The sequence below is a fragment of the Synechococcus sp. CS-197 genome (assembly GCF_025128215.1).
Classification (GTDB): domain Bacteria; phylum Cyanobacteriota; class Cyanobacteriia; order PCC-6307; family Cyanobiaceae; genus Synechococcus_C.
On record NZ_JAHLZC010000021.1, the window covers coordinates 137,166 to 162,414 of the forward strand.

A 25,249-nucleotide genomic window follows, 5' to 3' on the forward strand; every position below is an offset into this window, starting at 1 on the left:
CAGCATCTGCCATATGGGAATGATCGCTCTATGAGTCGGGGACGCTTGATCCTGCTTTGTACTCAAGAGTCGGCAAACTCCTCATCACTCGATTGCAGGCGGGATGCGCCTTCATCCGCCGATAGCCGTTCGCGTCTTTCACCGTCAAGAGGGTGGCAACAACTGCTCTTCCAGCAGCATGTTGAATCCCAACAGTTGTTCATCACTGAGTTGCTGCCGGGACCCAACCTGGAAGTTGCTTTGCAGAAAGTCGCGGGCTTGCTGTTGCTGCCAATTGAGGCGCTTCAGGATTTCATCGCACTGGTTCACAAGGTCCGAGCGTTTTAGGGGGATCGCCGCTGTTCGGGCGTCACTCGAGGCTGGTAGGTCCCGCAGGCGCTTGAGATAAGCCACGAGATCACTGAAGCGTGTGAGGCGATGTCTGCTGCTGTGCCCAAAGGCTCGCTCCAGATAGATGGATTCATTGGCTCGATCCCAGCCGATGCGTTGCAACTCAAGGTCGATGGCAGTGAGTTCTTCGCTCCAATCGTCTGGATCGGTGGGTGCTTCGTTTACTGCGTTCGTGGGAGCGTCTGGCTCTGGAGTGCTGACCGCCGGTGGAGAGGCTTGATCCACGGCAGGTTGGCTGGGTTCGATCGCCTTGGGTGGTTTCTGATCGGAAGCCGGTCTTGCGTTCTGTGCAGTCTGATCCTGGTTCTGGCTGTTGCGCCGCACAAGCTCCTTGTGGCTGGCTGCTGTTGCTTTGGGCGTGTCCAGTCGTTGCAGCAGCCTGGCGATGGCCTGATCTTCTGCATCCGTTGCCGTGGGCGCTTCGCCCAGGGCACTGCCCAGTGACCTGTCGCCGTCAAAGGCTTCCACGCGAACAATGCAGCGCTGGTCGTTGTGATGGCAAAGCTGGACTTGCGTTTTCATGCCACTGGTCGGCGCGTCCCATTTCTAGGCTGCGTTGATGGATACAGCTGCACTGACGTCCCTAACTCCCTGGCTTGATGGAGTCGATCAGCTCGGTGAGCTGCTTCCGTTGTTGCCGGTGCTTGTCAGTTTGGAACTGCTGCTTTCAGCAGACAACGCCATTGCTCTGGCTGCAATCGCCCGCAGACAGGATGACCCTGAACTGGAGCGCCGGGCTCTCAATTTGGGCGTGTTGATGGCGTTTGTGCTCCGCGTCGCTCTCATCTTGATGGCGCAATGGGTGCTGGCTTTCCCGCCGATCCAATTGCTGGCCGGTGGTTACCTCCTGTGGCTCTGTTACCAGCACTGGCGCCCCGCTGCGCCCGAGAATGATGCCCTGGTTTCGCAGAACGCTCTGCCTCCGTTGAGTTTTCGGCGCACGGTTCTCACCCTTGCCCTCACCGATCTCGCCTTTTCGGTCGACAGCGTGGCTGCGGCGGTGGCCATCAGTGATCAACTTTTGCTGGTGATCAGCGGTGCACTCATCGGTGTGATTGCCCTCCGTTTCACGTCAGGATTGTTCATCCAATGGTTGAAGATCTATAGCCGGCTCGAGTCAGCCGGTTATCTGGCCGTGGCTTTCGTTGGCTGCAAGCTGCTGATCCAGCTGGTGTTCCCCACGATTGATATTCCTGAGTTGGTGACGCTCTTCGTGGTGACCCTGTTGATGATCTGGGGGTTTTCGTTGCGTCTGCCCCCCGTCGTCGAGGAGGCCTGAGTTGTGCTGATCGAGATTCGTCAGTTCGGCAGCGAGCAGCCGATCGACCGAGTGGAGATGGAAGACCCACCCCATCCAGGTCGTTGGTTTTCGCTTGATGCCAGAAGTTTTCTGGTGATGCAGAGACGGCATCGGTACCGGTTGTGCTCCGGACGCTACGAACTCCGTTCGGTGGTTCTTCTGGTGAAGACGCAGAAGCAACCGGAGGATGCCCGTTGGTTCCGTCATGGCTGGGTCATTGGAGATCCAAGTTGCCGCTTCAATGCCCTCAGCCCACTCCTGCGCTGTGCGGTGCTCCCGGAGGGTCCCTGTGAACGCTGCGTGCACCGTGAGGTCGCTCCGTCGCTTCAGCTTTCAGAATGAGGCGGTGAAAACAGCGTGGATCGATGAAACGCGAGCGATGCTGGGTCTGGTTTCGCGGTGGGTTGAACGAACGGCCGCATTGGGTGAGTGGCTTTTATGGCTCCACTGATGATCAGGAGGGCATCCTGATCCAGCATCCGAGCTATCGCGATTGCAGGTTGCCTGCCTGGAGAGTCACGCAGCAGGAACCCAGTGATCCCCATGCGGCACCCGACATACCCGACAATGCGGTTTGGCAATTGTTCTGAGGCCTCTGGGATGCAGCACTCCGCTCCACGGGTCAGAGCTGTGCTGCTGGAATTTCTCAAATTTCGTGTGCTTGCAGCTCAGCAGACTTTTTTCAGTGATGAGACCCCAGAGCACCGCCGCGCCTGGCTGGCGCGCGTTCACCCTCAGGCGCTTGTGCTCAGTGACCAACAGCTCGATGCGGTTTGGAAACAGGCGCAGCAGCTTTACGCCGACCATTAGAGCCGAAGGGTTGGCCCCGTAGGGTGAGGCTTGCGGCGGCACCACAATCAGCGCAGTTTCTGTCTCCACTGATCCTCAGGTCCTGTTTTCAGATCTGGGATTGGGTGAACCCTTGTTGGAAGCACTCCAGGCCAAGGGCTACTCCCACCCATCCCCGATTCAGGCGCAGGCGATTCCGGCAGTGATCGATGGCAGGGATGTGATGGCAGCTGCACAAACGGGTACGGGGAAGACAGCTGGTTTCACCCTGCCGGTGCTGGAGAGATTGCGCCATGGCAAGCGCGCAGGACGGGCCCAGATTCGCGCTCTTGTGCTGACGCCCACCAGGGAACTTGCTGCTCAGGTTTTGGAGAACGTGAAGGCCTACAGCAGGCATCTGCCTCTCCGCAGCGATGTTGTGTTTGGTGGCGTAAAGGCCAACCCACAGATTGATCGCTTGCGTGGGGGGGTTGATCTGCTTGTGGCCACCCCAGGGCGTTTGCTTGATCTTCACCAACAGGGTGCTCTGCGCTTTGACCAGCTCGAATGTCTCGTGCTGGATGAAGCGGATCGCATGCTCGATATGGGCTTCATCCATGACATCCGCCGCCTGATCAGGCTGATGCCTGCGAAGCGCCAAACGCTTCTTTTTTCAGCCACGTTCAGTGCGCCGATCCGCAAGTTGGCATCTGGCCTCCTCCATGATCCTGTGCATCTTCAGGTCACGCCTGAAAATCAAACGGCGCGATCGGTGGAGCAAGTGGTGCACCCCTGCGACATGGCGCGCAAGAGCGATTTGTTAAGCCACCTCATTCGCACGGGCGAATGGCGTCAGGTGCTTGTGTTTTCACGCACGAAGCATGGCGCCAATCGGGTGGCTGACCGTCTCAACAAGGAGGGGCTTGCGGCGGCAGCCATCCATGGCAACAAGAGTCAGGGGGCGCGGACCCGTGCCTTGCAGGGTTTCAAGCAGGGAAGCGTCCGCGTGCTTGTTGCCACGGATATCGCCGCCAGAGGCATTGATATCCAGCAGCTCCCCCATGTTGTGAACCTCGATCTGCCGAATGTGGCGGAAGACTATGTGCATCGCATTGGCCGTACCGGCCGTGCCGGGGAAACGGGGCATGCCGTGTCCCTTGTGGCCGCCGAAGAAGCGCTACTGCTGAAAGCGATCGAGCGGCTGACGGGAGAAGAGCTGACGCGACAGACCGTTGATGGCTTTGAACCCACCGTGCTCAAAGCTCCCCCTCTGGATCTCAGCGGAGGCCGCAGACGCTCACCCGGGAAACCCAGAGCGCGCAGGGCACCCTCACCCGTTCGTGGTCGTCATCGTTAAGGCTTCGCGGCCAGCCCCAAGCTGTCTCCAGGCTGCGCTTGCAGTTGTTGGATGAGAGCCTGGCCATGGCTGCGAGCTTTCCCTTCCAGTTGGGCTTCGCGAATCAGAATTGGGCAGCCATGGGTACTGACCACCAGTCCTGAATCGGCGCTGTGAAGCACCTGGCCGGGGGGATGCGCACCGGTGTTCCAACGCCCGACCAAGGCCCGCGCCTCATCAGATAAGTCATCGGCAAGACGTTCGATCAGGGGTTCTGTTGCCAGCACTTTCAGGCGCCGGTCTTTCCAGACCGTCACAGCTCCTGGATACAGACCCATCACCTTCCGATGAATCGTCAGGGCGGAATCACCCCAGTTCAATTGAAAGTCTTCTTTGCTCAGCATGCGAGCGTAGGTGCCCTCCTCTGGCTGATGGCGCACCTGGAGGCGCGACCATCGCTCCGCCTCGAGTCCTGGGCCTGCCGCCTCAATGACAGGCATGGCTTGCAGCATCAGATCAGCACTGAGCCTGCTGAGTCGCTCTCCCAGTTGATGGGCATTCTCGAGAAGGTTGATCGACAACCGTTGCTCCAGGAGTACGGGCCCTGTGTCCAACCCCTCCTCCATGGCCATGATCCCCACGCCGGTTTCTGGGTCTCCTTCAAGGATTGACCATTGAATGGGGCCCGCCCCTCGCCAACGGGGGAGCAGAGATCCATGCCCGTTCCAGCATCCCAAAGGCGGATGTTGAAGGATGTCCTTGGGCAGGATCTGGCCGAAGGCAACCACGACAGACACATCGGCATCCAGAGCATTGAGCTGTTGCTGACAGTCCAGGTCTCGTCGAATCCTCTCCGGGGTGAACACTGGGCAGCCGAGCTCTTGCGCCCTGGCTTTTACAGGTGAAGGCATCAATTGCTTACCCCGCCCACGCCGCCGATCGGGTTGGGTCACCACACCGACGATTTGATGCCCGGCTTCATGGAGTGTGTCGAGGGTTGGTACGGCGTAGGCCGGTGTGCCCCAGAACAGGATCTTCAAAGCCAAAGCGGTCGTGCGGTGAGTGACTCAGGCTTCGCCGGTGATGGCGAGACCATCCACCCACACATGGGGACACACCCCTTCATGGGTGACGATTGGATCGGCTTCGATCTGAACGATGGATCGAAGGAGCTCTCGGATGTCGCCAGCAACCGTTGCTGCCTCAACGGAAATGCGCTCACCTCCATTCACCAGCCAGCCGTCGAAGGGGAGAGAAAACGAACCCTGACTGGCCTTGACGCCGGCATGGAGAGCGTTGAGGCTCTCAATCAGCACGAAGGAGTCGCTGGTTGTGCGGTGATCCAGGTGATCGCCTGGGAGCGTGGCCCCTTCACTGCGATGCACCTCAAACCAGTCGGGGCCGACGGACACCTTGGCGCCCAAACCGGCATGACCGGTGGGTTGCACACCGAATGCACGAGCGGTGGCTTCCGAGTGCAGAAAACTCTCCAAACGACCATCACCTATCAAGCGCAAGGCTCGGGTTGGTGTTCCCTCTCCATCAAATGGCATCGCTCCCACATGGGCGGGGTGAAGACCGTTGTCAATCAAGTTGAAGAAGGGAACGGCCAGTTGCTGGCCGATGGTGTCGGCCTTGCTCAGGCTCACACCGTCTAGAACGGCGCGGGCATTGAACATGCTGCTGAAGGATCCGATGAGATCGAGAAAGGCTTCAGGTGTGAAGCACACCAGATAGCGACCCGTATCAATCGGTTTGTAGTTGAGATGGCTGATGGTGCGCTCGGCAGCCTCGTCGATGCATCCGTTGAGGTCCAGCTCAGCGCTGCCGAGCGCCAGTCGCACCGCTCCTCCGCTTCGGGGTTTTCGCCCTGCCTCTTCCGCGCGGGCGAACAGATAAAGGCTGGCTTGGGTGCGTTGTGCCTGCCGCAGAGCACCATCGCTGTTGAGGTAGATGCGCTCGCTGCTTCCCTCGTTGAGTCCGTTGTAGGGAACCGTTTCGATGGCGGGATGCCGGCTGAGGAGTTCTTTTTCAGCTTCAAGAAGATTCTTGAGCAGGGATTGAATGCCTTCGGAGTTTTTGAGTGGTCGATCGAGAGGATCGGTGGGCGCCTTCGCCAGAGGGGAGAAGTGGGGGACATCATCAGCGTTTCCAAAGGCGCTGGCTTGATGGGCGCCCATCAGCGCCTTTTCCAAGCCAGCATCCGACAGATCGGAGGTGCTGGTGATGCCGACCAGGCCATCCCGATTCCAAACACGCACGGTGATGGAACTGCGTTGTGAAGCCTTCAACTGTTTGGCTTCACCGCGATCTACCTGAACAGAAGCACTGTTGCTTCGGCTGGCTCCAAGATCCCATTGCGTAATTCCTTCGCGCGAGGCGAGCTGGTGGAGCCGATCACGCAGAGCCGACACGTTCAGTGGTGCATGTCCCATGATCAGCGGCCTCCAACGGTGATGGAATCAACTTTGATGTGGGGTTGTCCCACGGTGACGAACACGCTTCCGCTCACGGAACCGCAATAGCCGGCTGCAAGATCGAGATCGTCGGCACACATCGAGATCCTTGGCATCACCTCTTTGGCCTCACCGATCAAGGTGGCACCTTTCACGGGCTTACCCAGGCTTCCATTTTCGATGAGATAGCCCTCTTCAACCGAGAAGTTGAACTGGCCGGTGGGACCGACACTGCCGCCTCCCATGGATTTGCAGTAGAGACCACGATCAACGGATCCGATGAGGTCATTGATGCTGTGAGGGCCGGCAGCGATGTAGGTGTTGCGCATCCGACTCGCGGCAGCGAATCCATGGCTCTGACGACGTCCGCTGCCGGTGCGGGCATGGCCGGTGCGTAATTCACCAGCACGGTCACTGATGAACCGCTTCAGGACCCCATCTTCGATCAAAACGGTGCGCTGAGGTTCCATCCCTTCGTCGTCCATCGACAGGGAGCCAAAGGCTCCATCACTCAAGCCTTCATCGATGGCCGTGACGGCTGGGTGGGCAATGGATTCACCGATGCACTCCGCGAATGGTGTCGTCCCGCGTTCGATCTGGGTTGTTTCCAGCAGATGGCCGCAGGCTTCATGGAAGATCACGCCACCAAATCGGTTGGCGAGCACCACTGGCATCTGGCCTCCATCCACGTAGTCGGCGCGAAGCATCGTGGAGGCACTGCTGCACACCTCCTGCGCAGACGCCTCGATCGCCCAGTCGCAGAGATCATTCGGTTTGTCGGTGCTTCCGTAGCGGCGCGCGATGCTGGCGCGGTGGTCACCATCGGCAGCCAGCACACTGAGACCACTGGATTGGTGCAGCCTGATGTCTCGGGCGAAGGTTCCGTCGCTAGCTGCGACAAGTACTTCCTGCCAATCACGGGAGAAGCTGCTGCGCCGCACGTCGAGGTGCTGACCAAGACGTTCCAGGCATTGCGTGCCTTCAAGCAGTCGCTGGGTGATCACATCGAGATTGGGTGTGCGATCCAACCAATCGTGCTTGGTTGCTGCGAAATTTTTCAGAGCGCTGAGACCCTGAAATGCGCTGGAGCCAGAGAGAGTGGAACGTTCCAGTTGAAGCATGGCCAAAGCCTGATCCAGTGCTTCGGCCAAACCAGCGTCACTGAGATCGTTGGTGCTAACGAAACCATCACGCACACCCCTGAATACCCGGATGCCGGCCCCCATGCCGAAGGCCGGAGAAACGCTGGTGATCTTGTCTTGCTCGGCGAGCACACCCAGGTGGTCGGTGCGCTCGAGGAAGACCTCTACGAGATCGGCGCCGGCTCCCAAGCCGGCGTTCAGAAGGGTGTTGAGACGCTGTTCCCAAGGCGTACAACTGGGATCAAGGTTGAGAATCCCAGTTGCGGAGATCGTGTTGGTTTGCATCAGCGCACGCTGGGCTGAAATGACTCGCTGCGCACGGGTGCCATCAGGAAGAGCGACGCCATCTGTGCCCCGTTGGCGATCCAGTGGGGAAGTTTCCGCAACACTTTGATCGGTGCGGATGAAGCACTGGCATCAACGGCGTCCAGGGCTGCGTTGTTGGTCACGAGGTTCTCGAGACCGGCGTAGAACTTCGGATTTTTCACATCCAACACAACCGGGAACACCCTCGCGGTTGTTTCGTTGGTTTTGTCGATGACCAACCGGTCGTAGTCGCGCGCATCGAGACCCAGCGCTTCGTAGAACTCCTTGCGGGCGACATCGCGCACATACATGGTGGCGAAGACAGCCAAGAGGAAGAAGCGGCACCAGAGGCGTGCCCGGAATCCCCGCACGGTGTTGGGTTGTGCCTTCATCAAGGCATCGAAGAAATCGCCATGGCGGTTTTCGTCCTGGCACCAGTTCTCGAAGAAATTGAAGATTGGGAAAATCTTGCTGTCGGGATTCTTCTCAAGGTGGCGGAAGATGGTGATGTAGCGCCAATAACCAATCTTTTCAGAAAGATAGGTGGCGTAGAAGATGAACTTCGGCTGGAAGAACGTGTAACTCTTGTTGGCGGTCAGGAAGCCCAGGTCGAGCTGCAAGCCGAAATCACTCATCGACTTGTTCAGGAAGCCGGCGTGACGGGCTTCGTCTCGGGCCATGTGAGCAAAACACTCAGCCAGAAGGGGGTTTCTGGTTTTGATGCGACGGCTGAGTTCTTTGTACAGCAGGAAACCTGAAAATTCTGATGTGCAGCTCTGCTCGAGGAACTCAACGAAAACGCGACGGGTTTCCGGATCAAGTTTGTCTGCAGCACCCTCAAATTCGTCGTTGCGGACAAAGTGATGGCGGTTGTAGTCCTTGCGGAACTCTTCGCAGATGGCCTCCAGTTCTGCCTCGTTGGGCCGCAGATCCATTGCGGCCATGGCTTCGAAGTCCGTTGTGTAGAAGCGCGGCGTGAGGATCGTGTCTTTGGCCGGGTCCTTGACGGATACGGCTGATCCTGCTGCAGGTGCGTCGTTGACAGCGGTTGGAGGCACCATCTGTTTCGTCTAAGTGCTCACCATCGTAAGTGGCACCGTGAGGTTGCCGGGGTTTCTGTGACGTGAGTCGTTCAGTTGCCCCCCAGCCATTTCTGCCCGTTGAGCCGCTGGAGCAGTCTCGATTGCAGCAGTGCGAGGGTGATTCTCTTTTCGTCGATCAGAAACGACTCCAGCAGACTGGGTGCCGTGCCCGACTCGGCTAAGGCAATGGTTTTGCCGGAGGTGATCGCATCGGATTCGAAACAGAGCCAGAACCTGCGCTCGCCGCTCAGCTCTCCTTTCACCATCCAGCAGGAACCCCCCACCACGGGCCTCTCGCCCTCAATGAGGGACAGGCTCACGGCCCTTTGACCTCGATCGTCCAGGGCTTTCGTGAGCGACGGAAGGAAGTCCTCCTGCATGAAGGAGGCAAAGGGTTTGTCCTCGAGCTTGGGTTTGGCGGCAGGTTTTGCTTTGCCTTCACCAGCGGGTTTGGTCTCGCCTTTCGGCTTGGCAGGGGTTTCGCTCACCGGATGTTGGTCACTGGCCGGACTGTAGACAGCTCCGGTGGTGCCTCACCAGTCGCCGGTTACCAGTCCTCGCTGAGGGGCTGATTCCAGTCATCAGCTGCCTCTGCGTTGGATGCTCCAGTGGTCGTGGTTGTAGTCGTTTCCGGAGCCGACGCCGTCACGGTTTCGGCTTTGGAGTCGCCCCGCCGGATCACGCGAAAGGGCACCGAGACCGTCGGCGCCGGATCGCGCACATCCCGCTCAGGCCACGTGACGGTCGCAGCATCGGAAGGAGACGTGGGAGGTTCAATCGGTTCTGAATGCTCAGGTGGCCATGCGATCGGTCGTCGAACTTCGCGCTGCAGCGTTGGTGCTTGAGGCGTTGCTGCCAAGGCACCTCCTGAGCCCAGTGCAGCGCCTGTTGCGGCGGCAATGGCCATCCAGGCTCCAATGGGCAGGGTGGGTAATTGCCAGGTGAGGATTCGTAGCGTTCCTCCCTTTCCGAGATTCAGCCCTGCCACCAGCAAGGTGAGCAGCAAAGGGGACAGGCAGGGAATCAGCAGCAGCCGTTGCAAAGGGGTCATGGGCGTCGTCCCTGCCAACGGTTCTGGTCTGTTAGCGACTCGCCCAGGCCATCAAACAGACGCATGACGAGAAAATCGATCATGTCATCGAGGGACTCCGGCTGGGTGTACCAGGCAGGAATGGGCGGCGCAATCCTGGCTCCAGCTTCTGCAAGCGTTGTGAGGTTGCGCAGGTGTATCAAGTTCCACGGCATTTCCCTCGGGGCAATCACGAGGGGTCTGCCTTCTTTGAGGTGCACATCAGCACTGCGCTCAAGAAGATCCCCTGCCAATCCAGCCGCCAGACGCCCCACGGTTCCCATCGAGCAGGGAACAACCACCATTCCCCGGGTCATCACACTGCCACTGGCCACCACCGCGGCTTGATCATCCCAGCGATGACAGACCAGTTCGCCGCTTTGCACATCGAGATGGTCACGCCAGAACCGTTGCTGCTGATCGGGGTCCACCGGAACGGCGATGGCCCGTTCAGCTCTCCAAACTTCATGGGCTCCTCGGCTCACGATCACGTGCACGCTGTGACCCCCGCGGAGAAGCCATTGCAGGCTGCGTTCAGCGAGTTGTTGGGCCGATGCGCCGCTGATGCCGATCACGAACGGAGCGCTCATGAGTCTGAGACGGCCACAGGCAGGGGGGCTGCCTGCTCGTCAGATTCTTCCGCGGGCACCACTTCAAGGTCGATCTGGTTGCGCAGCACATCCACTTTCAACACCTTCACCTTCACTTCATCGCCGAGCTGATAAACCCTGCGACTGCGTCGTCCGACGAGTCGATTCTGGCGCGAACGGTATTCGTACCAGTCGTCATTCAATGAGCTCACATGCACTAACCCTTCCACCATCGATGGAGGGATCTCCACAAAAAACCCATAACTCTGCACACCGCTGATCACTCCGGTTTGCTCCTGATTCACCATGGGTTCAGCGCTTCTGGCTTGCGCCATGGCGACCACGTCTTTGCGCAGCTCTGACACCTGCCGGCGGCGTGTGTTCAAGCGCTGGATGATGCGCTCCCGAAACAGCTCTGAGAGTTTTTGATCCTGCGAGGCCGTGAACAGCGGCCAGGTGATCTGATCGCCTGCTCCTCGAGACCCAATCCCCACCTTGGTTTTGTGCCGCACGCTTGGACGGTCCTTGCCTTCATTGAGCAATTGACAAAGAACCTGTTGATTCAAAAGATCGGCGTAATGCAGCGTTGGGCAACACCAGGGAGCCAGGGATTGAGCGCCAACCGAACCGGGACTCTCCGCTCGGCTGGTCTGCTCGTCAACATCGTCTGATGTGGTGGTTTCAGAGTCTGGATCGGTGGTGTTGTCAGCATCGGGCTGCGGGTTTCCGGCGGTCGCAGCAGCCTCATTGAGGCGATAAAGGCTGTCAGGCAGTGCATGACGAAGCTGGAGATTGAGCACGCGGCTTGATTGACAACCGGCAACAGCCTTGGCGAGTTCATCGGCGGACGGTGTTCCGTCTTCATCGAGTTCGAGAGGAACATCCAGGGCAATGGCTGCCTTGGCCACGTCCATCAGAGCGGAGTCGTCGGCTGGGGGTGCACCCAGCAGAACGGACGGGAGTTTCAAATCTTCGCTCTGCGCATGCCAGACCCTGTGAGCCGTGCGCAACAGCACCGCCATCACCGATTCCGGTGAGCTCGGATTCAGCGGCTCTGCCCAGTTGGCTGCATCACCATCGGGGGCCAGTGGGTTTAAATCCCCGAGCATGTCGAGCTGAGGCCTGGGCAGGTCGAGTTCGATCAAACCGGCAGATCGTTCGCTTTCATGAGCACTCTTGGCACTGAAAATCAAAGTTTCCAGTTGGCTGATCTGCTCTTTGATCGCTTTCAAGTCCGCTGGAATCGCCCTTGATTTCGGTTTGCGTCCTGCGAGAGCTTCCAGATGTGTTTGGGTGATCTGTGCAACCGGACGGATTCTGGTTAGGGAGAAGTCCCAATCCTTCCATTCACCGTCAGCACTGAGATCCAGCCGAAGCGTGACCGCATCCTGCACTTCGCCAACGCGAAATGCGCTGGCCTTTGTCAAGGCAGGGCTCAGAAGCGGCAACCAATGTTGGCCGAGGCAGATACTCTCCGATTGATTCAACAGCCACTGGTCGAGACTGTTTCCAGGGGCCAGCCGTTCGGCGACTGCTGGAGCATGGATCCAAAGGCGCGTCCCTCCTTCGTGGGGAATGACGTGCAGTGCCGGCAGGGAGACAGCGTCGGTTGCAGACCAGCCTGTGAGCAGGAGTGCAGGTTGATCTGTGCAGTCCACTCGCTTTTTGGCTGCCGGTGCCTTCAGCGAAGCGCGAGGTGGGGTGGGCCGCTGATGGAAATTAGCTTTCGTCAACATCAGGTCCCGATCCGCTTCGGGTCCGCCATTGAGAGGCAGGGAGCGGGAGACATGGCCCTGGGCTGAGAACTGGGCGACGGGATAGCGGTCAAGAATGACCTCGGCAACCGCTTCATTCGCGGGTGTGTCCGCATGGCCTGCATCCTCGGAGGCAAGCTCGATGGTCGCCAGAATCCTGTCGTCGAGGGGGATCGCCACCAGCTTGTCCTCTTGCTGTTCCACGGCCGCAAGCAGACTCGTGGTGGCCCGTTCCAGGATGCATTGCACACCTCCTTCTGGAGACCGACGGCGACCCCCTTCCCGGGTGATGCGCACCAAAACGCGATCACCGTTCCAGGCGTGATTCAACTGATGGTCGCGGATGTAGATGTCATCACCGCCGTCATCGCGGATTGCAAAACAAAAGCCTTTGCTACTGCAACGCAGGCGGGCTTCCACCAGGTCATCAGTGATGCAGCGTTGAACCGCTCCGCTGTCATCGGTGCTCAGGATCCCAAGACGCGAGAGCGCCTGCAGTGCCAGCCCCAGAGACTGCTTTTCCGTTCGATTCGACAGCCTTAGGATCTTCTCGAGTTTTGCTTGGTCCAGGCTTCCATCAGCGGGAACCTGGTCGAGCAGATCGGCGACCGTGAATTTCATCAGAACGGAATCGGGAACCGGCCTTCAGGACCGGGAGAGAAACGATGCAGGCTCGCAAGCAGCAGGGGATGCGTGCCCTTCTTGATCTTTTGGATCTTACGAGCCGATGCCTTGCTGGGGTGTGGGTCAGTCCTGTTCCGGGATGATGCTGCCGTCCGTTTTCAGCATCGGCCAGAGAAGGCGCAGTCCGATGACCAGGAAGCCGATGGAGGCCAAGAGCTGAAGCCAATCGGCGGGAATCACTGCCGACAGAGAGCCTCCCGCGACCGCTCCGATCAGGCTTGCAATCACCAGGGCGCTGGATGATCCCAGAAACACCGCAAGTGGCCGATCCGATGTGCCGCTGATCGCAACCGTTGCCAACTGCGTTTTGTCGCCGAGTTCAGCCAGAAACACGGTGACGAAGGTTGAGAGCAGCAGCGTGATGTTCATCGATGGGTTGGCGCGATGGATCGGAGAGTTGAGCGTTCTCGGTCTCGCTCAGAGCAGATGGCCGTGCAGCACTGATTGCAAAGCCTGAGATCCGAGCCACAGACCCAGTCCAACCATCAGCAAGCCAGCCATTTGTTCCAGGCGTTCGGGTTGCAGGACCGACGAAAGCCAGCGGCCGACGAGCACTCCTACCAGGCTGGAACAAATCAGTGCCAGAGCGGCACCACCGAAGACCAGCCAAGGCTGTCCCGATTCAGCGGAGAGCAACAGCGTTGCCAACTGCGTCTTATCGCCCAGTTCCGCCAGGAACACGGTGGTGAACGTACTCACCAGAACGGTTGTGAACCCTGGACGCTGAGAGCTTCCGGCGTCGGTCATCGCGATGGAGGCGTGGATCGAATCAGCCGTTCGAACTTACGCAGTTCCAGACTGCGTCCGCCGTGAACCGATCGAATCTGCTGGCGGCAGCAAGCGATGGCGAAGGCATCAGCGCGGTCTTCAGGAATGTTGAAAAGGCTGCAGAGGCTCGCGACACGACAGAAATCCGGGCGCTCGGCGTAGATCCGACAACGTCTGGCACCGCTGTCGAAGTGAATGCACCACCCATCGTTCCCAACCATGGCGAGATATTGGCTCTGCTGTTCAGGTGTCAGGGCTTCGATCGCTTCCTGACGTTCCTCTGGGGCAAGCCTGCAACAAGCTCCGCAATGCTGCAGACAGGCCCAGTTCTGGGAGTGACGACTCATGATGGCGGTCCGTTTTGGGTTGCTTTCAGCCCGAGCTGTGACGCGTGTTGCTGTGACAAGCCGTCACAGAGACCAGGACGGATTGAAGTGTTTCTGGCGGGAGGCTCGTAGCCTGGCGGCGGCAAACTGTTGCTTACCTGCTTTCGACCCATGGGAATCGATTTCCACCTGATCGCCAATTTCGGCGCACTGGCCTTGATCACCCTGGCTGGCCCGGCAGTGATCTTTATCCTCTTCTACCGCCGCGGCGCACTCTGACGCTTGAGCTTGCTCAAGCCGTGATACACCGGGTCCCTGCAAACCAGGCGCCCGGTGTAGGAGGCCAGAACAGCTGCAAGCACCACTCCGGCGAACAATTGCTGATCTCCAGCGAGACGCCACGCGAAAATGATGGAGACCAGGGGGAGCTGAGTTGCTCCTGAGAGTCCTGCAGCCAGACCCAATCCGATCCCCAGCTGACCGCTGTAACCAGCGATTGCGCAGACGGTGTAGCCCAGCACAGCTCCGAAGGTGAGGGATGGATCGATCAAGCCGCCTGGAACGCCAGGGCTGAGAGCCAGCATCGGAGCGATCACCCGCACAACGGTGATCCAAAGGCTGGTGAAGCCTGTTAACCACTGACTCTCGTTTTCAACAGGATTGGGCATGCCCTGCTCAATCAGCTGCCTCACCAGCGATTCACCATCAGAGGTGGATGTTCCCCAGCTCATCAGAGCCAGGAGGCTCAAACCTCCTCCGAGATAGAGGCCTGTGCGCAGGGGCCGTTGCCTTACCGATGTCGACAGCCGCTGGGTGAGCCAGACAAGCCCCTTGTTGAACAGACCGCCAACAACACCTGCGACAAGACCAACCGGGATTGCCATCATCAGCTGTTCCCACTCCGGTGTCACGATGTTGAGAACGCCAAGGCCGAACATCGGTTGTCCACCGATGTTCGACAGTCCTGCTGCCGCAACGCTGATCACGAGAGCAGGCCAGATGGTGACGATGGCGTAATCAGCCGTGAGCTCCTCCAGCATGAAAACGGCCCCGAGCAAAGGCGTGTTGAAGCCCCCGGCCAGGCCGGCACCTCCGCCGATGGCCACCATCTGCCGCTCGGTCAGCGACGGCAGCCATCCCTTGAAACGCCGATGGCAGGCTCTGGCCACAGCAGCACCGAACTGCACAACAGGTCCTTCCCTGCCCAGGGGAAACATGGCCACGGTGGCGATCGACCAGAGAAGGCCCCGTTGCACCGTTCCTGGAGCTGCCATCGCCCGCGGCAGCAGCGACGGATCTTTCAATCCATTCATCGTGGAGGGAATTCCAGACCCTGCTCCCTCATGCCATGGACCTCGCTGCAGCAGCAGGAGAACAGGCATCACGACCAGCGGCGCCAGTGCCACAAGAACACCGGGCAACGTCCATGGACTGGCTGCATTCGTTGGCAGCAAGACATACAACCGTTCCTGAATGCGGTCCACCAGGTTGAGTGGCAGACAGGCGACGCCGATCAGCACGCCAACGATCACCAGGCTGATGAAATGACGTGCGATGTCCCCCAACTGGCGTTGGGAGGGCAAAGTTCCTGGAATCAGGGCGCTTTCCTGGCGACGATCCGGACTCATGGGCAAAGGCCGAGACCCACGCAGGCCTCTTGCAGCAGACCCGCAACGTAGGGGTGCCGGGCCCGGCTGTCGTCACTCTCCAGCACACCGATGGCGTTGATTGTGCAGATCATGGACTCACCGGCAGGGTTCAGCACTTGCAGGGCCTTCGGACCGACACGCTCCATCCTGTAAGTGCCAGATCCGCGTTTGAGTTCCATCACGGCATGGTGCGTGCGCAGGGCCTGCACCTCCAGCTGGAAACGGGTTTCTCCACGCCAGTGATTCTGGGTGAGTCGGTAGGCCAGATCAATTGTCTGCGCAATCGCAGTGCCGGCTGGCCAGCGCCAGATGATCGCCTGACGTTCCGTGCCGTTCTGCTCCAGGGTCAAGCGTCGATGCCCACCGCGCAGCGACTGTTGATCGGCAACACGGCACCCCCTCGACCAGAACAACGGCTTGGGATGACCTGCGCCGAAGGGTTCCAGCTTCTGCAGGCCTGCCCAGAGGTCATGGTTGATCTCCTCGAGGGTCAGCAGGGCCTCCGGTTCCACCAGCAAGCCCTCCCCCCTCTGCTCGATCCAAGTTGCGGCCAGCTTGTTAAGACCGGCGTGGAGCTCCGTCACGGCTGAGGCGTGAACCGTGAAGCCTCCCGCTGCAGGGTGGCCTCCAAAGCGTTCCAGCAGATGACCGCAGTGCTTGAGCGCTTCATCCACGGCAAACCCCTCGGGGGCACGGACGGATGCCCGCATCAAACCATCCCCATCCGCCGCCAGCAGGGCCGCCGGCCTCTGATAACGCTCAACCAAACGGGCGGCCACGATTCCAATGACGCCATGATGCCAATGGCCCTGTGCCAAGAGCAGGAAGGGCGGCAGGGGGGATGGATCACTCTCCAGCAAGGCAATCGCTTCCGCTTCGATGGCATCGCAGAGCTCGCGGCGTTGGCGGTTGAGAACATCGCAGCGTCGCCCCAGTTCGTAGGCCTGGTCTTGATCCTCTGCGGTCAGAAGGTCCACCACCAGCACAGGATCCCCGATGCGGCCGACCGCATTGATCCTCGGTGCCAGCTGGAAACCAATGTCGTCGGCGACGAGGGGACGTTCCCCTAGCCCAGCCAGTTGCTGCAGGGCCTGCACACCCGGACAGCGGCTGCGGTGCAGGTGTTTCAACCCTTCCTTCAGCAGGCTGCGGTTGGCACCTGTCAGGGGTGCCATGTCCGCGACGGTGCCGATGCAAAAGAGATCCCGGGAGCTGGCAATCGCTTCGGGCCGGTTCATCTCCAACGCCAGGGTGTGCGCCACGATGTAGGCAAGCCCGACCCCCGCAAGACCTTGATAGGGCGAGTCTTCAGGGGTTGTGGCCGGATGAATCAGGGCCATGGCCTTCGGCGGCTGATCCGGAAGGGTGTGGTGGTCCGTGAGGATCACATCCACCGCGAGGTCATCGGCACGCTGCAGTGCTTCCGTTGCGGCAACACCGTTGTCGACGGTGATCAGGAGCCTGATGCCTTCCGCATGCAGCTGTTCCACCATCCCCGGGTTTAACCCGTAGCCGTCATCCATCCGGCTTGGAATGGCTGCTTTCGGATTGGCACCAAGCACGCGAAAGGCCCGCAGCAGCAGGGCGGTGCTGGTCATGCCGTCAGCGTCGTAATCACCGCAAACGGCCAGAGATTCACCTGTCTGGCATGCCGTTTTTAAGCGCGCTATTGCTGCTGCGAGCTGGGGGAAGTGGTCGTGAGGAGAGGGCGGTGCCTGATCGCTCAGGAGCGCTTCCACGTCTGCGCTCGTCGACATGCCGCGCCGTATAAGCACAGCTCTGAGTGGTTCAGGTAAAGCAAGACCTTCGAGGGGGAGGCCAGCGATGGGCCGCGGTAAGCGCCACTGCTGCTGACGGGCGACCTCCACCATCCCTCTCCTCCGCTGGCTGCATTGTGGGAGAGATCAGCTCCGATGGTGTTCCATCAGGCTGAACCCATGCTGAATCGCTGCAATGTCTCGACTGCAAGCCGTCTTTTGGGATGTAGACGGAACCCTTGCCGATACGGAGATGGACGGCCATCGCGTGGCCTACAACCGTGCGTTTGCTGAGCTTGGTGTCGACTGGCACTGGGATCAAGGCCTGTACGCCGAGCTCTTGACCATTCCCGGGGGCACCGCGCGCATGCAGCGCTATGCGCAGAGGCGGTCTGTGTTGCTCACATCCGATCGGCTGAAACGCTTGCGCGAAGCGAAGCAACGCCATTACCTCGCCCTGATTCGCTCCGGTGCCGTGCAGTGGCGCCCAGGCGTGTTGCGGCTGCTCAAGGAGCTTCAGCAGGCCGGTGTTCAGCAGTGGATTGTCACCAGCAGCGGACTCGCTTCTGTTCAGGCTCTCCTGGACGGTCTCCACGGATTCAGCACAGGCCCTTTCCGCGGTTGGGTGACAGCAGACGATGTGCGGTGCTCGAAACCTGATCCAGAGCCTTATCAGCTCGGGCTGCGTCGCAGTGGGGTCGATCCAAACGCCGCGATCGCTTTGGAGGATTCAGCGCAAGGGTTGCGTTCGGCCCGCGCGGCCGGACTGCGCTGCCTGCTGACCCCATCTCCCTGGGACCCTGAACTGCCAGCGGAGGTGGGGGCTGCGACGGCCGTTGTGGATCACTTCGGAGCTGATACCCCGTGCCGGGTGCACGTGGGCCCCCCTTGTGAAGGCGGTCAGGTCACGCTGAAGTACCTGGAGATGCTGCTTGATCTGGAGCAGGGATGACGCTGCACGTCACGCGATTTGACCGGCTTCAGCGCCGGGTGGGAACCCATTTCTCCCAGGCGCTGGTTGGCCCTTGGCGGCGCAGGAGCGTTGGACTGCTCTCCTTGCTGTTCGGGTTCATCGTGGGCAGCAATGTCACGATGTATTGGTATCAGAAATCGGGTCAGGATCGCCCCATCGCCGTTTTGACGATGGTTCTGATCCTCGAGGTGCTGGTTCGATTGCGCAGCAGGGTGCGGACCGATCCGTGGCCACTGGGTTGGCTCGCTCTCGACAATCTGCGCATCGGCACCGTTTACGCCGTTGTGTTTGAGGCCTTCAAACTTGGCTCCTGATCCTCGACCGGACGCTCCACGCGGAGTCAATGCCCTGCTGGGCCGGTTGGGTTGGCCCGACCCGGAGCGTTGGTGGCAGCACTGGCAGGACCGTGGCGGTTTGAGTCTGGAGCGCGATCGATGGACCGTTCCTGTCGATGACGCCTGGATTGCGTCCCTGGCGCTTCCGCTGTTGACGCGTGTCGAACAGGCCCATGCCGCCGACGTTCCGACGCTGATCGGGGTCAGCGCGTTGCCAGGTTGTGGCAAGACCACTCTGTGCAGCTGGATCAAGCAGGCTGCCGATTCTCTTGGCTGGTCGGTGGAGCAGTTATCGCTCGATGACTTCTATTGGCCTGCAGAGGAACTGGAACGCAGCATGGCTGGGAATCCCTGGCGGGTTCCCCGGGCTTTGCCTGGCAGTCACGACCTCAACGGTATGGAACGATCGCTGCAGACCTGGCTGCAAGGGGGCTGTTTGCAAGCGCCGCGGTTTGACAAATCCCTTCGGGGAGGACGCGGTGACCGTTGCGGTTCCGTGACCTCCAAGCCACGGGTGGTGTTGCTCGAGGGATGGTTTCTTGGTGTGGTGGCTGGTGAGCACCATGAGGACGTCCTGCAGCAACCGCTGACACCAGCAGAACGCCAGTGGCGCCCCAAAGCCATGAGAAGTCTCAGCGAGTATGCGTCGATCTGGACGTTGCTCGATGAGCTTTGGCACCTGCGGATCGACAGTGTGCAGGCTTCCGCGCGCTGGAAGCGTCAGCAACTGACCACGCAGTTGGACAACACCGGTGTGATGTTCGCTGAGAACGATCTCTCTGATTTCAATCGGATGGTTGAGGCCGCTCTCCCGAGCAGTTGTCTCAACAGCATTTCTGGAGCCGCGGTGATTGTCGACCTCACGAGTGACAGGAGCATTCGCGAGGTCAGACTGCGCTGATTCAGCTTTCGGAGTCGTCGGCTTCCGCCACGGGATAAACGAAACCTTGAGCCCGGCCGCTCAACACAGACTTGCCAATGGACAGTGCTCGTTGGGCTGCCGTAGCGGCCTTCGCTTTCCAAACGGCATGGCGCTGGTTGCGCTTGCTTTTAGAGGTTTTCTTCTTCGGGACGGCCATCTCGGGCTGATCACTGCCAAAGAGCCATGATCCACTTTCGAGAGCCCCTCCGTCAAATCGCTAGTCTTGACTCAACGCAACAGCGGTGTGAGCTCAGAGCAAAAGAGTCAGTCACAGCCGGGCCTTGATGCCCCCAAAGCAGAGGGTGCCAATCGACCGAGCAATCCATTCTCCCGCTTCCGTGCTGAGCCTCCCCCGAGTTACAGCGTTTTGCTGAAGCAGATCACCTCGGGGAAGGTGAAGGAGCTGGAGTTGGTGCCGGCCCGTCGGGAGGTGATCGTCACCTACCCCGATGGACGCACCGCCACGGTGGCGATCCTCGCGAACGATCAACAGATTCTGCGAACCGCTGAGTCTTCAGGAACTCCCTTGCGTGTCAAGGATGTTCGCCAGGAACAGGCGTTGGCTGGTCTGGCCGGAAACCTGGCCCTGATCGTGCTGATCGTCGTCGGCTTGTCGCTGTTGTTGAGGCGATCGGCGCAGGTGGCCAACAAGGCGATGGGCTTCGGACGGAGTCAGGCGCGCACCAGCCCGCAGAGCGAGGTGACGGTGCGTTTCGACGATGTGGCTGGGATTGCCGAAGCCAAGGACGAGCTCCAGGAGGTCGTGACCTTTCTCAAGCAGCCGGAGACATTCATCAAATTGGGGGCGCGCATCCCGCGGGGGGTGCTGCTGGTTGGCCCTCCGGGCACCGGAAAAACCCTCTTGGCGAAAGCCATCGCTGGCGAAGCTGGTGTTCCGTTTTTCTCGCTTGCAGCCTCCGAATTCGTGGAGTTGTTCGTGGGTGTGGGAGCCAGCCGTGTGCGCGACCTGTTCCGCAAAGCCAAAGAGAAGTCGCCCTGCATTGTGTTCATCGACGAGATCGATGCCGTTGGCAGGCAGAGGGGAGCAGGGATTGGCGGAGGCAATGACGAGCGGGAGCAGACGCTCAATCAGCTGCTTACCGAGATGGATGGGTTCGCTGATAACTCCGGCGTCATTCTTCTGGCGGCCACCAACCGCGCCGACGTCCTCGATACAGCCTTAATGCGTCCAGGGCGCTTCGATCGCCGAATTGCCGTTGGCTTGCCAGATCGCAAAGGGCGTGAGGCGATTTTGTCGGTGCATGCCCGCACCCGCCCCCTGGCTGAAGAGGTTTCCCTGGCGGACTGGGCCAGGCGGACGCCTGGTTTCTCCGGAGCTGATCTGGCCAATCTCCTCAACGAAGCGGCCATCCTCACGGCCCGGCATCAGTCCACAACTCTGGGCAATCGCGAGCTGGAAATGGCTCTCGAACGCATCACCATGGGCTTGACGGCTGCCCCGCTTCAGGATGGGGCCAAAAAGCGATTGATCGCATACCACGAGATCGGTCATGCCTTGGTTGCCGCCTTGACTCCCCATGCCGATCCCGTCGACAAAGTCACCCTCCTTCCCCGCAGTGGTGGTGTCGGGGGATTCACGCGCTTTTTCCCCGATGAGGAGGTGCTCGACTCAGGCCTGGTGACCCGCGCTTACCTCCAGGCCCGTCTGGTGATGGCTCTTGGAGGCCGTGCCGCGGAAGTTGTGGTGTTCGGCGCGTCCGAGGTCACTCAAGGCGCCAGCGGAGATCTGCAGATGGTGGCGCAACTGGCCCGGGAGATGGTGACGCGATTCGGATTTTCAGATCTTGGTCCTGTGGCCCTGGAGGGACAGGACCAGGAGGTGTTTCTGGGCCGCGATTTGATCCATACCCGGCCGTCTTATGGGGAACGCACCGGACGCGAGATCGACCTCCGCGTTCGTGTCCTGGCATCGGATGCTCTTCAGCAAGCGATTCAACTGCTTGAGTCCAGGCGTGAACAGATGGATCGTTTGGTTGACGCCCTGATCGAGGAAGAAACGCTTCAGTCGGATCGGTTTTATTCCCTGCTTGGGATTGATCCTCCGGATCGGAGACCTAGCCTGGGGCAACTGCCGGCCTGGACTTGAGCCTGTCCAAGCGAGCCTTCCCTATTCGCCATCGAACCTCGGCCCGTTGGCTGTTGCTTCTGCTTCCTGCGTTGGTGGTGTTGGCACGCCTTCACGTCGAGGTGGCCTGGTTCCAGCAGTTCAACCTTGAGGAGGTTTACCTCACACGTCTCGGTCTGCAAGCAGCCGGTGGCGCTGTCGCCCTGGGTCTCGCAGTTGTCACGATCCTTTGGCGACGGCGATGGATGGCGGCCTACGAGCCGACCCCCAAAGGTGAACTCCCCGCCCTGAGGGGGAGAACCTATGCCCTGTGCTTGGCCAGCACGCTGGTGGTGCTGCTGAGCGTGCTGGTGGTTGACACCCGCCTGGCCTGGTTGGCCTTCTCCCAGCCCTTCCTCCTGGCGCACTGGTGGAGTGTTCCCTTCCAGAGCAGCTGGCCACTGTTTGCGTTCTCGATTCTGCTGATCCTCACGATCACGTTCGGTCTCACACGCAGTCATCGCCTGGGATTGGCCCATCTCTATGGAAGTGCCTGTTTTTGTTTGATCACAGCGCGGGCCTGGGGACTCTGGGCTTTGGCGCTGACGATTCCAGACTCCAACCGTGTTGAGCCGCTTCTCGGAGCTGATGTGAGCTTCGGTCTTGGTCGTTTTTCGGCGATTGCCCTGGCTCTGGAATTGCTGCTTCTGCAGCTGCTCCTCGTTTTGAGCACTGCGATCTGGAGCCGACTCACCCGCAGTCCATGTCTGAGTGACTGGGGTTTTCCTGGTTGGACAAGCCAGGAACGCCGATTGCTGCGTCCTTTGCTTTCACTGTTGTTTCTGGTGCTGGGCGCCCTGCTCTGGTTGTCCAGGCATCAGCTGCTCTGGACTCAGAACGGTGTTGTGGCGGGTGCTGGCTGGCTGGACGTGCATCTGGTTTTGCCACTCAGGGATGGGGGCAGCGTTCTTCTCGTTCTCTTAGCGACCACCGTCTTTCCATGGCCTGGGGTGCCCTCGCGTCGCCGACAGGGGTTGAGGCGTTGGTTGGTCACCTTGGCAATCCTGTTTCTTCTCACTGAACTTCTGCTCACACCCCTGTTGCAGTGGATGGTGGTTCGTCCCAGAGAATTTCAACTGGAGGAGCCGTTCCTCGGGCGTGCGATCAGTGCAACCCGGGATGCGTATCAACTCACCGGCATGACGACACGACCGATCAACCCTTCCAAGCAGCTGGAAGCGGATGATTTGGTTCAAGGAGAAAGCACGTTGAGGAACATTCGTCTTTGGGACAGTCAACCGCTGCTGGCGTCGAATCGACAGCTTCAACAGCTCAGGGTTTATTACCGCTTCGCCAAAGCAGCCGTGGATCGCTACCCATTGCGACCTGATCGCAAGGAACGGCAGCAAGTGATCCTGGCGGCGCGGGAGCTGGATCAAACAGCCCTTCCCAAACGATCAAGAACCTGGCAAAACCGACACTTTGTGTTCACGCACGGATTCGGTTTTACCCTCAATCCGGTTAATACCAGTGCGCCCGATGGTCTACCTGTCTATTTCATTAAAGATCTAGGACGTTCAACCAGGATCCAAGGAAACCCAGCCCTTGGTATTACGCAAGATGACGTCAAACGTGAAGTTCCCATTGGCCGTGCTGCCCTGTATTTCGGCTTGCTGCCTTCGCCCTATGCAGTGGCACCAACGCGAATTCAGGAGTTTGATTATCCAGAAGGCGATAAAAATACTTATACCCACTACTCCGGCACAGCGGGGATTCCTCTGTCTTCACTCTGGCAGCGCATCACTTCCTCGATCTACCTCGCTGATCCCAGGCTGCTGAACACCGGTGCCTTGACGCCGCAATCCAAACTACTTCTCAGGCGCGATGTGAAACAGAGGGTCAAGGCTTTGGCTCCATTTCTCACCTTTATGGGTGACCCGTACCTGGTCTCTGTGCCCTTGGAGGATCCGCCACCTGGTTACGCAGAGGGCCAACATCAGTATTGGATTGTTGATGGCTACACCACCTCCCGAACCTATCCCTATGCAGCCACGCTTCCCGATGGACGACCCCTGCGCTATTTGCGTAACTCGGTGAAGATCATTGTGGATGCCTACAACGGAAACGTTCATTTCTATGTGAGTGAGAAAGATGATCCAATTATCCGTGGCTGGAGCCGATTATTCCCGGCATTGTTTGAATCATGGGATGGGATGCCGTCAAACCTCCGCGATCATTTGATGGTTCCTCCGGATCAGTTTGAGCTTCAGGTGCAGCAACTCCTGCGTTATCACGTTACTGAGCCGAGAACGTTCTATAGCGGTGATGATGTTTGGCAAGTTCCCCTTGAGCTTTATGGGCGCCAACAGATTCCTGTCGCTCCTTATCACATTACGGCTCAGGTGAAAGGTAGCGAACGTTCCGAATTTCTACTTCTACAACCACTCACACCATTGGCTCGCCCGAACCTTTCGGCTTGGCTAGCCGCCCGCAGTGATGGGGAGCATTACGGCGAATTGATCCTGTTGCGATTCCCAAGCGATGTTCCGATTTTTGGTCCTGAGCAGGTTCAGGCTTTAATCAATCAAGACCCTGAAATCAGTCAGCAATTCGGTTTGTGGGACAGGGCCGGGTCCCAGGTTGTTCAGGGAAATCTCCTTGTGGTGCCTGTCGGCGATTCCCTGCTCTATGTGGAGCCGATCTATCTCAAAGCGCGCCTTGGCGGATTGCCGACGCTCACTCGAGTGGTTGTCAGTGATGGGCGACGCGTGAAGATGGCCAATGATCTTGAGGCTGGGCTGAAGGCTCTTCTGAATCAATCTGCTGCAACGCAGCCATAAAAAAAGGACCCACATGGGTGGGTCCCCAGTTGTCACTGACGTGGAGGTCAGTTCACAGCGGCGAAGAACTCCTTGCTTCCCACGGGATCAGGCTTCATGGTCTTCTCGCCGGGAGTCCAGTTGGCGGGGCAGACCTCATCGGGGTGGGACTGCACGTACTGGAATGCCTGGAGAACGCGGAGCGTCTCGTCAACGTTACGGCCAACGGGGAGGTTGTTGATCGTGGCGTGCATGATCACACCCTCGGGGTCGATGATGAACAGGCCGCGCAGCGCAACACCTTCCTCGTCGTCCAGCACGTTGTAGGCGCTAGCGATCTCTTTCTTGAGATCAGCGACCAGCGGGTAGTTGATGTCGCCGAGACCACCCTGGTTGCGGGGTGTCTGAATCCAGGCGAGGTGGCTGAACTGGCTGTCCACGGACACGCCCAGAACCTCGGTGTTCTTGCTGGAGAAATCGGCGTAGCGATCGCTGAATGCCGTGATCTCCGTGGGGCACACGAAGGTGAAGTCGAGAGGGTAAAAGAACAGCACCACGTACTTGCCGCGGTACTGGGACAGGCTGATCTCCTTGAATTCCTGGTCAACCACTGCTGTGGCGGTGAAGTCGGGGGCTTGTTGGCCCACGCGCAGACAACCGTTGGCGGTCATGATGAACGGGCGAAGGATGGCAAGGAAGCGTGAGGACCTAGCTCGAAGTCGTTACGACTTCCATTTGCGCGCAACAATTTATCACGC

The 25,249-nt window shown here is 59.4% G+C and carries 27 protein-coding genes; 11 read left to right on the forward strand and 16 right to left on the reverse strand.

All coding sequences use genetic code 11. The features are described from left to right. Positions 1 to 144 precede the first annotated feature (144 nt). On the reverse strand, positions 145 to 912 hold the full coding sequence (locus KQ296_RS11115; protein ID WP_259726496.1) for a hypothetical protein: 768 nt from the start codon (positions 910 to 912) through the stop codon (positions 145 to 147). A gap of 37 nt (positions 913 to 949) precedes the next feature. Here KQ296_RS11115 and KQ296_RS11120 point away from each other — a divergent pair, with 37 nt between their 5' ends. The 5 genes from KQ296_RS11120 (at position 950) to KQ296_RS11140 (ending at position 3,815) form a co-directional block, all read left to right on the forward strand. Further along, the gene (locus KQ296_RS11120; RefSeq protein ID WP_011933002.1) at positions 950 to 1,669 is read left to right on the forward strand and encodes a TerC family protein; all 720 of its coding nucleotides are present in this window, start codon (positions 950 to 952) and stop codon (positions 1,667 to 1,669) included. A gap of 3 nt (positions 1,670 to 1,672) precedes the next feature. Beyond that, positions 1,673 to 2,032: a DUF6464 family protein gene (locus KQ296_RS11125; protein WP_011933003.1), complete on the forward strand. Its 360-nt coding sequence runs from the start codon at positions 1,673 to 1,675 to the stop codon at positions 2,030 to 2,032. Between the two features lie 23 nt (positions 2,033 to 2,055). After that, the gene (locus tag KQ296_RS11130; RefSeq protein WP_011933004.1) at positions 2,056 to 2,280 is read left to right on the forward strand and encodes a hypothetical protein; all 225 of its coding nucleotides are present in this window, start codon (positions 2,056 to 2,058) and stop codon (positions 2,278 to 2,280) included. 10 nt (positions 2,281 to 2,290) lie between these two features. Further along, positions 2,291 to 2,500 carry a hypothetical protein gene (locus KQ296_RS11135; protein WP_011933005.1) on the forward strand — a complete coding sequence of 70 codons (210 nt, stop codon included), beginning with the start codon at positions 2,291 to 2,293 and terminating at the stop codon, positions 2,498 to 2,500. Positions 2,501 to 2,615: 115 nt separating this feature from the next. Continuing rightward, complete coding sequence (locus tag KQ296_RS11140) at positions 2,616 to 3,815, forward strand: DEAD/DEAH box helicase (protein WP_011933006.1); 1,200 nt, start codon at positions 2,616 to 2,618, stop codon at positions 3,813 to 3,815. Here the strand turns inward: KQ296_RS11140 and fmt are convergent. The 11 genes from fmt to KQ296_RS11195 all read right to left on the reverse strand — a co-directional run bounded on the left by fmt (position 3,812) and on the right by KQ296_RS11195 (position 13,992). Further along, positions 3,812 to 4,834, reverse strand: coding sequence for a methionyl-tRNA formyltransferase (gene fmt / locus KQ296_RS11145; RefSeq protein ID WP_011933007.1), 1,023 nt, complete (start codon positions 4,832 to 4,834; stop codon positions 3,812 to 3,814). The genes KQ296_RS11140 and fmt overlap by 4 nt on opposite strands. A gap of 27 nt (positions 4,835 to 4,861) precedes the next feature. After that, positions 4,862 to 6,229, reverse strand: a complete 1,368-nt coding sequence (locus KQ296_RS11150) for a TldD/PmbA family protein (RefSeq protein WP_011933008.1) — start codon at positions 6,227 to 6,229, stop codon at positions 4,862 to 4,864. A 2-nt stretch (positions 6,230 to 6,231) separates the two neighbouring features. After that, positions 6,232 to 7,677: a TldD/PmbA family protein gene (locus KQ296_RS11155; protein WP_011933009.1), complete on the reverse strand. Its 1,446-nt coding sequence runs from the start codon at positions 7,675 to 7,677 to the stop codon at positions 6,232 to 6,234. Further along, on the reverse strand, positions 7,677 to 8,759 hold the full coding sequence (acsF, locus tag KQ296_RS11160) for a magnesium-protoporphyrin IX monomethyl ester (oxidative) cyclase (protein ID WP_011933010.1): 1,083 nt from the start codon (positions 8,757 to 8,759) through the stop codon (positions 7,677 to 7,679). Before acsF ends, KQ296_RS11155 begins: the two co-directional genes overlap by 1 nt. A gap of 71 nt (positions 8,760 to 8,830) precedes the next feature. Beyond that, the gene (locus KQ296_RS11165; protein ID WP_011933011.1) at positions 8,831 to 9,268 is read right to left on the reverse strand and encodes a DUF2996 domain-containing protein; all 438 of its coding nucleotides are present in this window, start codon (positions 9,266 to 9,268) and stop codon (positions 8,831 to 8,833) included. A gap of 59 nt (positions 9,269 to 9,327) precedes the next feature. Further along, positions 9,328 to 9,831 carry a hypothetical protein gene (locus KQ296_RS11170; protein ID WP_011933012.1) on the reverse strand — a complete coding sequence of 168 codons (504 nt, stop codon included), beginning with the start codon at positions 9,829 to 9,831 and terminating at the stop codon, positions 9,328 to 9,330. Further along, positions 9,828 to 10,439: a flavin prenyltransferase UbiX gene (locus tag KQ296_RS11175; RefSeq protein ID WP_011933013.1), complete on the reverse strand. Its 612-nt coding sequence runs from the start codon at positions 10,437 to 10,439 to the stop codon at positions 9,828 to 9,830. The genes KQ296_RS11170 and KQ296_RS11175 overlap by 4 nt, the downstream gene beginning before the upstream one ends. Then, on the reverse strand, positions 10,436 to 12,814 hold the full coding sequence (locus KQ296_RS11180) for an RNB domain-containing ribonuclease (protein ID WP_011933014.1): 2,379 nt from the start codon (positions 12,812 to 12,814) through the stop codon (positions 10,436 to 10,438). Before KQ296_RS11180 ends, KQ296_RS11175 begins: the two co-directional genes overlap by 4 nt. A gap of 126 nt (positions 12,815 to 12,940) precedes the next feature. Beyond that, on the reverse strand, positions 12,941 to 13,246 hold the full coding sequence (locus KQ296_RS11185; RefSeq protein ID WP_011933015.1) for a TMEM165/GDT1 family protein: 306 nt from the start codon (positions 13,244 to 13,246) through the stop codon (positions 12,941 to 12,943). A gap of 48 nt (positions 13,247 to 13,294) precedes the next feature. After that, positions 13,295 to 13,624, reverse strand: coding sequence for a TMEM165/GDT1 family protein (locus tag KQ296_RS11190; RefSeq protein ID WP_011933016.1), 330 nt, complete (start codon positions 13,622 to 13,624; stop codon positions 13,295 to 13,297). Next, a complete protein-coding gene (locus KQ296_RS11195; RefSeq protein WP_011933017.1) occupies positions 13,621 to 13,992 on the reverse strand; it encodes a YkgJ family cysteine cluster protein in 372 nt (123 codons plus the stop codon). Before KQ296_RS11195 ends, KQ296_RS11190 begins: the two co-directional genes overlap by 4 nt. Positions 13,993 to 14,142: 150 nt before the next feature. On the opposite strand from KQ296_RS11195, the gene psb30 reads away from it, so the two are divergent. Continuing rightward, positions 14,143 to 14,250 (forward strand): photosystem II reaction center protein Ycf12/Psb30, encoded by a 108-nt coding sequence (psb30, locus tag KQ296_RS11200; RefSeq protein ID WP_006041509.1) that lies wholly within the window; start codon positions 14,143 to 14,145, stop codon positions 14,248 to 14,250. Here the strand turns inward: psb30 and KQ296_RS11205 are convergent. Beyond that, positions 14,229 to 15,599 carry a chloride channel protein gene (locus tag KQ296_RS11205; protein WP_011933018.1) on the reverse strand — a complete coding sequence of 457 codons (1,371 nt, stop codon included), beginning with the start codon at positions 15,597 to 15,599 and terminating at the stop codon, positions 14,229 to 14,231. The genes psb30 and KQ296_RS11205 overlap by 22 nt on opposite strands. Further along, on the reverse strand, positions 15,596 to 17,491 hold the full coding sequence (gene recJ / locus KQ296_RS11210) for a single-stranded-DNA-specific exonuclease RecJ (RefSeq protein WP_011933019.1): 1,896 nt from the start codon (positions 17,489 to 17,491) through the stop codon (positions 15,596 to 15,598). The genes KQ296_RS11205 and recJ overlap by 4 nt, the downstream gene beginning before the upstream one ends. 82 nt (positions 17,492 to 17,573) lie before the next feature. Between recJ and KQ296_RS11215 the strand changes: the two genes are divergently transcribed. Genes KQ296_RS11215 through KQ296_RS11225 form a run of 3 tightly spaced genes read left to right on the forward strand, consistent with a single transcriptional unit; the run spans position 17,574 to position 19,586 of the window. Further along, on the forward strand, positions 17,574 to 18,329 hold the full coding sequence (locus KQ296_RS11215; protein WP_011933020.1) for an HAD-IA family hydrolase: 756 nt from the start codon (positions 17,574 to 17,576) through the stop codon (positions 18,327 to 18,329). Next, positions 18,326 to 18,664 carry a DUF565 domain-containing protein gene (locus tag KQ296_RS11220; RefSeq protein WP_011933021.1) on the forward strand — a complete coding sequence of 113 codons (339 nt, stop codon included), beginning with the start codon at positions 18,326 to 18,328 and terminating at the stop codon, positions 18,662 to 18,664. The genes KQ296_RS11215 and KQ296_RS11220 overlap by 4 nt, the downstream gene beginning before the upstream one ends. After that, positions 18,654 to 19,586 carry a kinase gene (locus tag KQ296_RS11225; RefSeq protein WP_011933022.1) on the forward strand — a complete coding sequence of 311 codons (933 nt, stop codon included), beginning with the start codon at positions 18,654 to 18,656 and terminating at the stop codon, positions 19,584 to 19,586. Before KQ296_RS11220 ends, KQ296_RS11225 begins: the two co-directional genes overlap by 11 nt. 1 nt (position 19,587) lies before the next feature. Here the strand turns inward: KQ296_RS11225 and rpmF are convergent, their stop codons facing one another. Next, a complete protein-coding gene (gene rpmF, locus KQ296_RS11230) occupies positions 19,588 to 19,764 on the reverse strand; it encodes a 50S ribosomal protein L32 (RefSeq protein WP_011933023.1) in 177 nt (58 codons plus the stop codon). An 87-nt stretch (positions 19,765 to 19,851) separates the two neighbouring features. Here rpmF and ftsH point away from each other — a divergent pair, with 87 nt between their 5' ends. After that, a complete protein-coding gene (gene ftsH, locus KQ296_RS11235) occupies positions 19,852 to 21,714 on the forward strand; it encodes an ATP-dependent zinc metalloprotease FtsH (RefSeq protein ID WP_011933024.1) in 1,863 nt (620 codons plus the stop codon). Continuing rightward, positions 21,711 to 24,512 carry a UPF0182 family protein gene (locus KQ296_RS11240; protein ID WP_050815881.1) on the forward strand — a complete coding sequence of 934 codons (2,802 nt, stop codon included), beginning with the start codon at positions 21,711 to 21,713 and terminating at the stop codon, positions 24,510 to 24,512. Before ftsH ends, KQ296_RS11240 begins: the two co-directional genes overlap by 4 nt. Positions 24,513 to 24,559: 47 nt before the next feature. Here the strand turns inward: KQ296_RS11240 and KQ296_RS11245 are convergent, their stop codons facing one another. Continuing rightward, positions 24,560 to 25,162 carry a peroxiredoxin gene (locus KQ296_RS11245; protein ID WP_011933026.1) on the reverse strand — a complete coding sequence of 201 codons (603 nt, stop codon included), beginning with the start codon at positions 25,160 to 25,162 and terminating at the stop codon, positions 24,560 to 24,562. Positions 25,163 to 25,249: the final 87 nt, after the last annotated feature.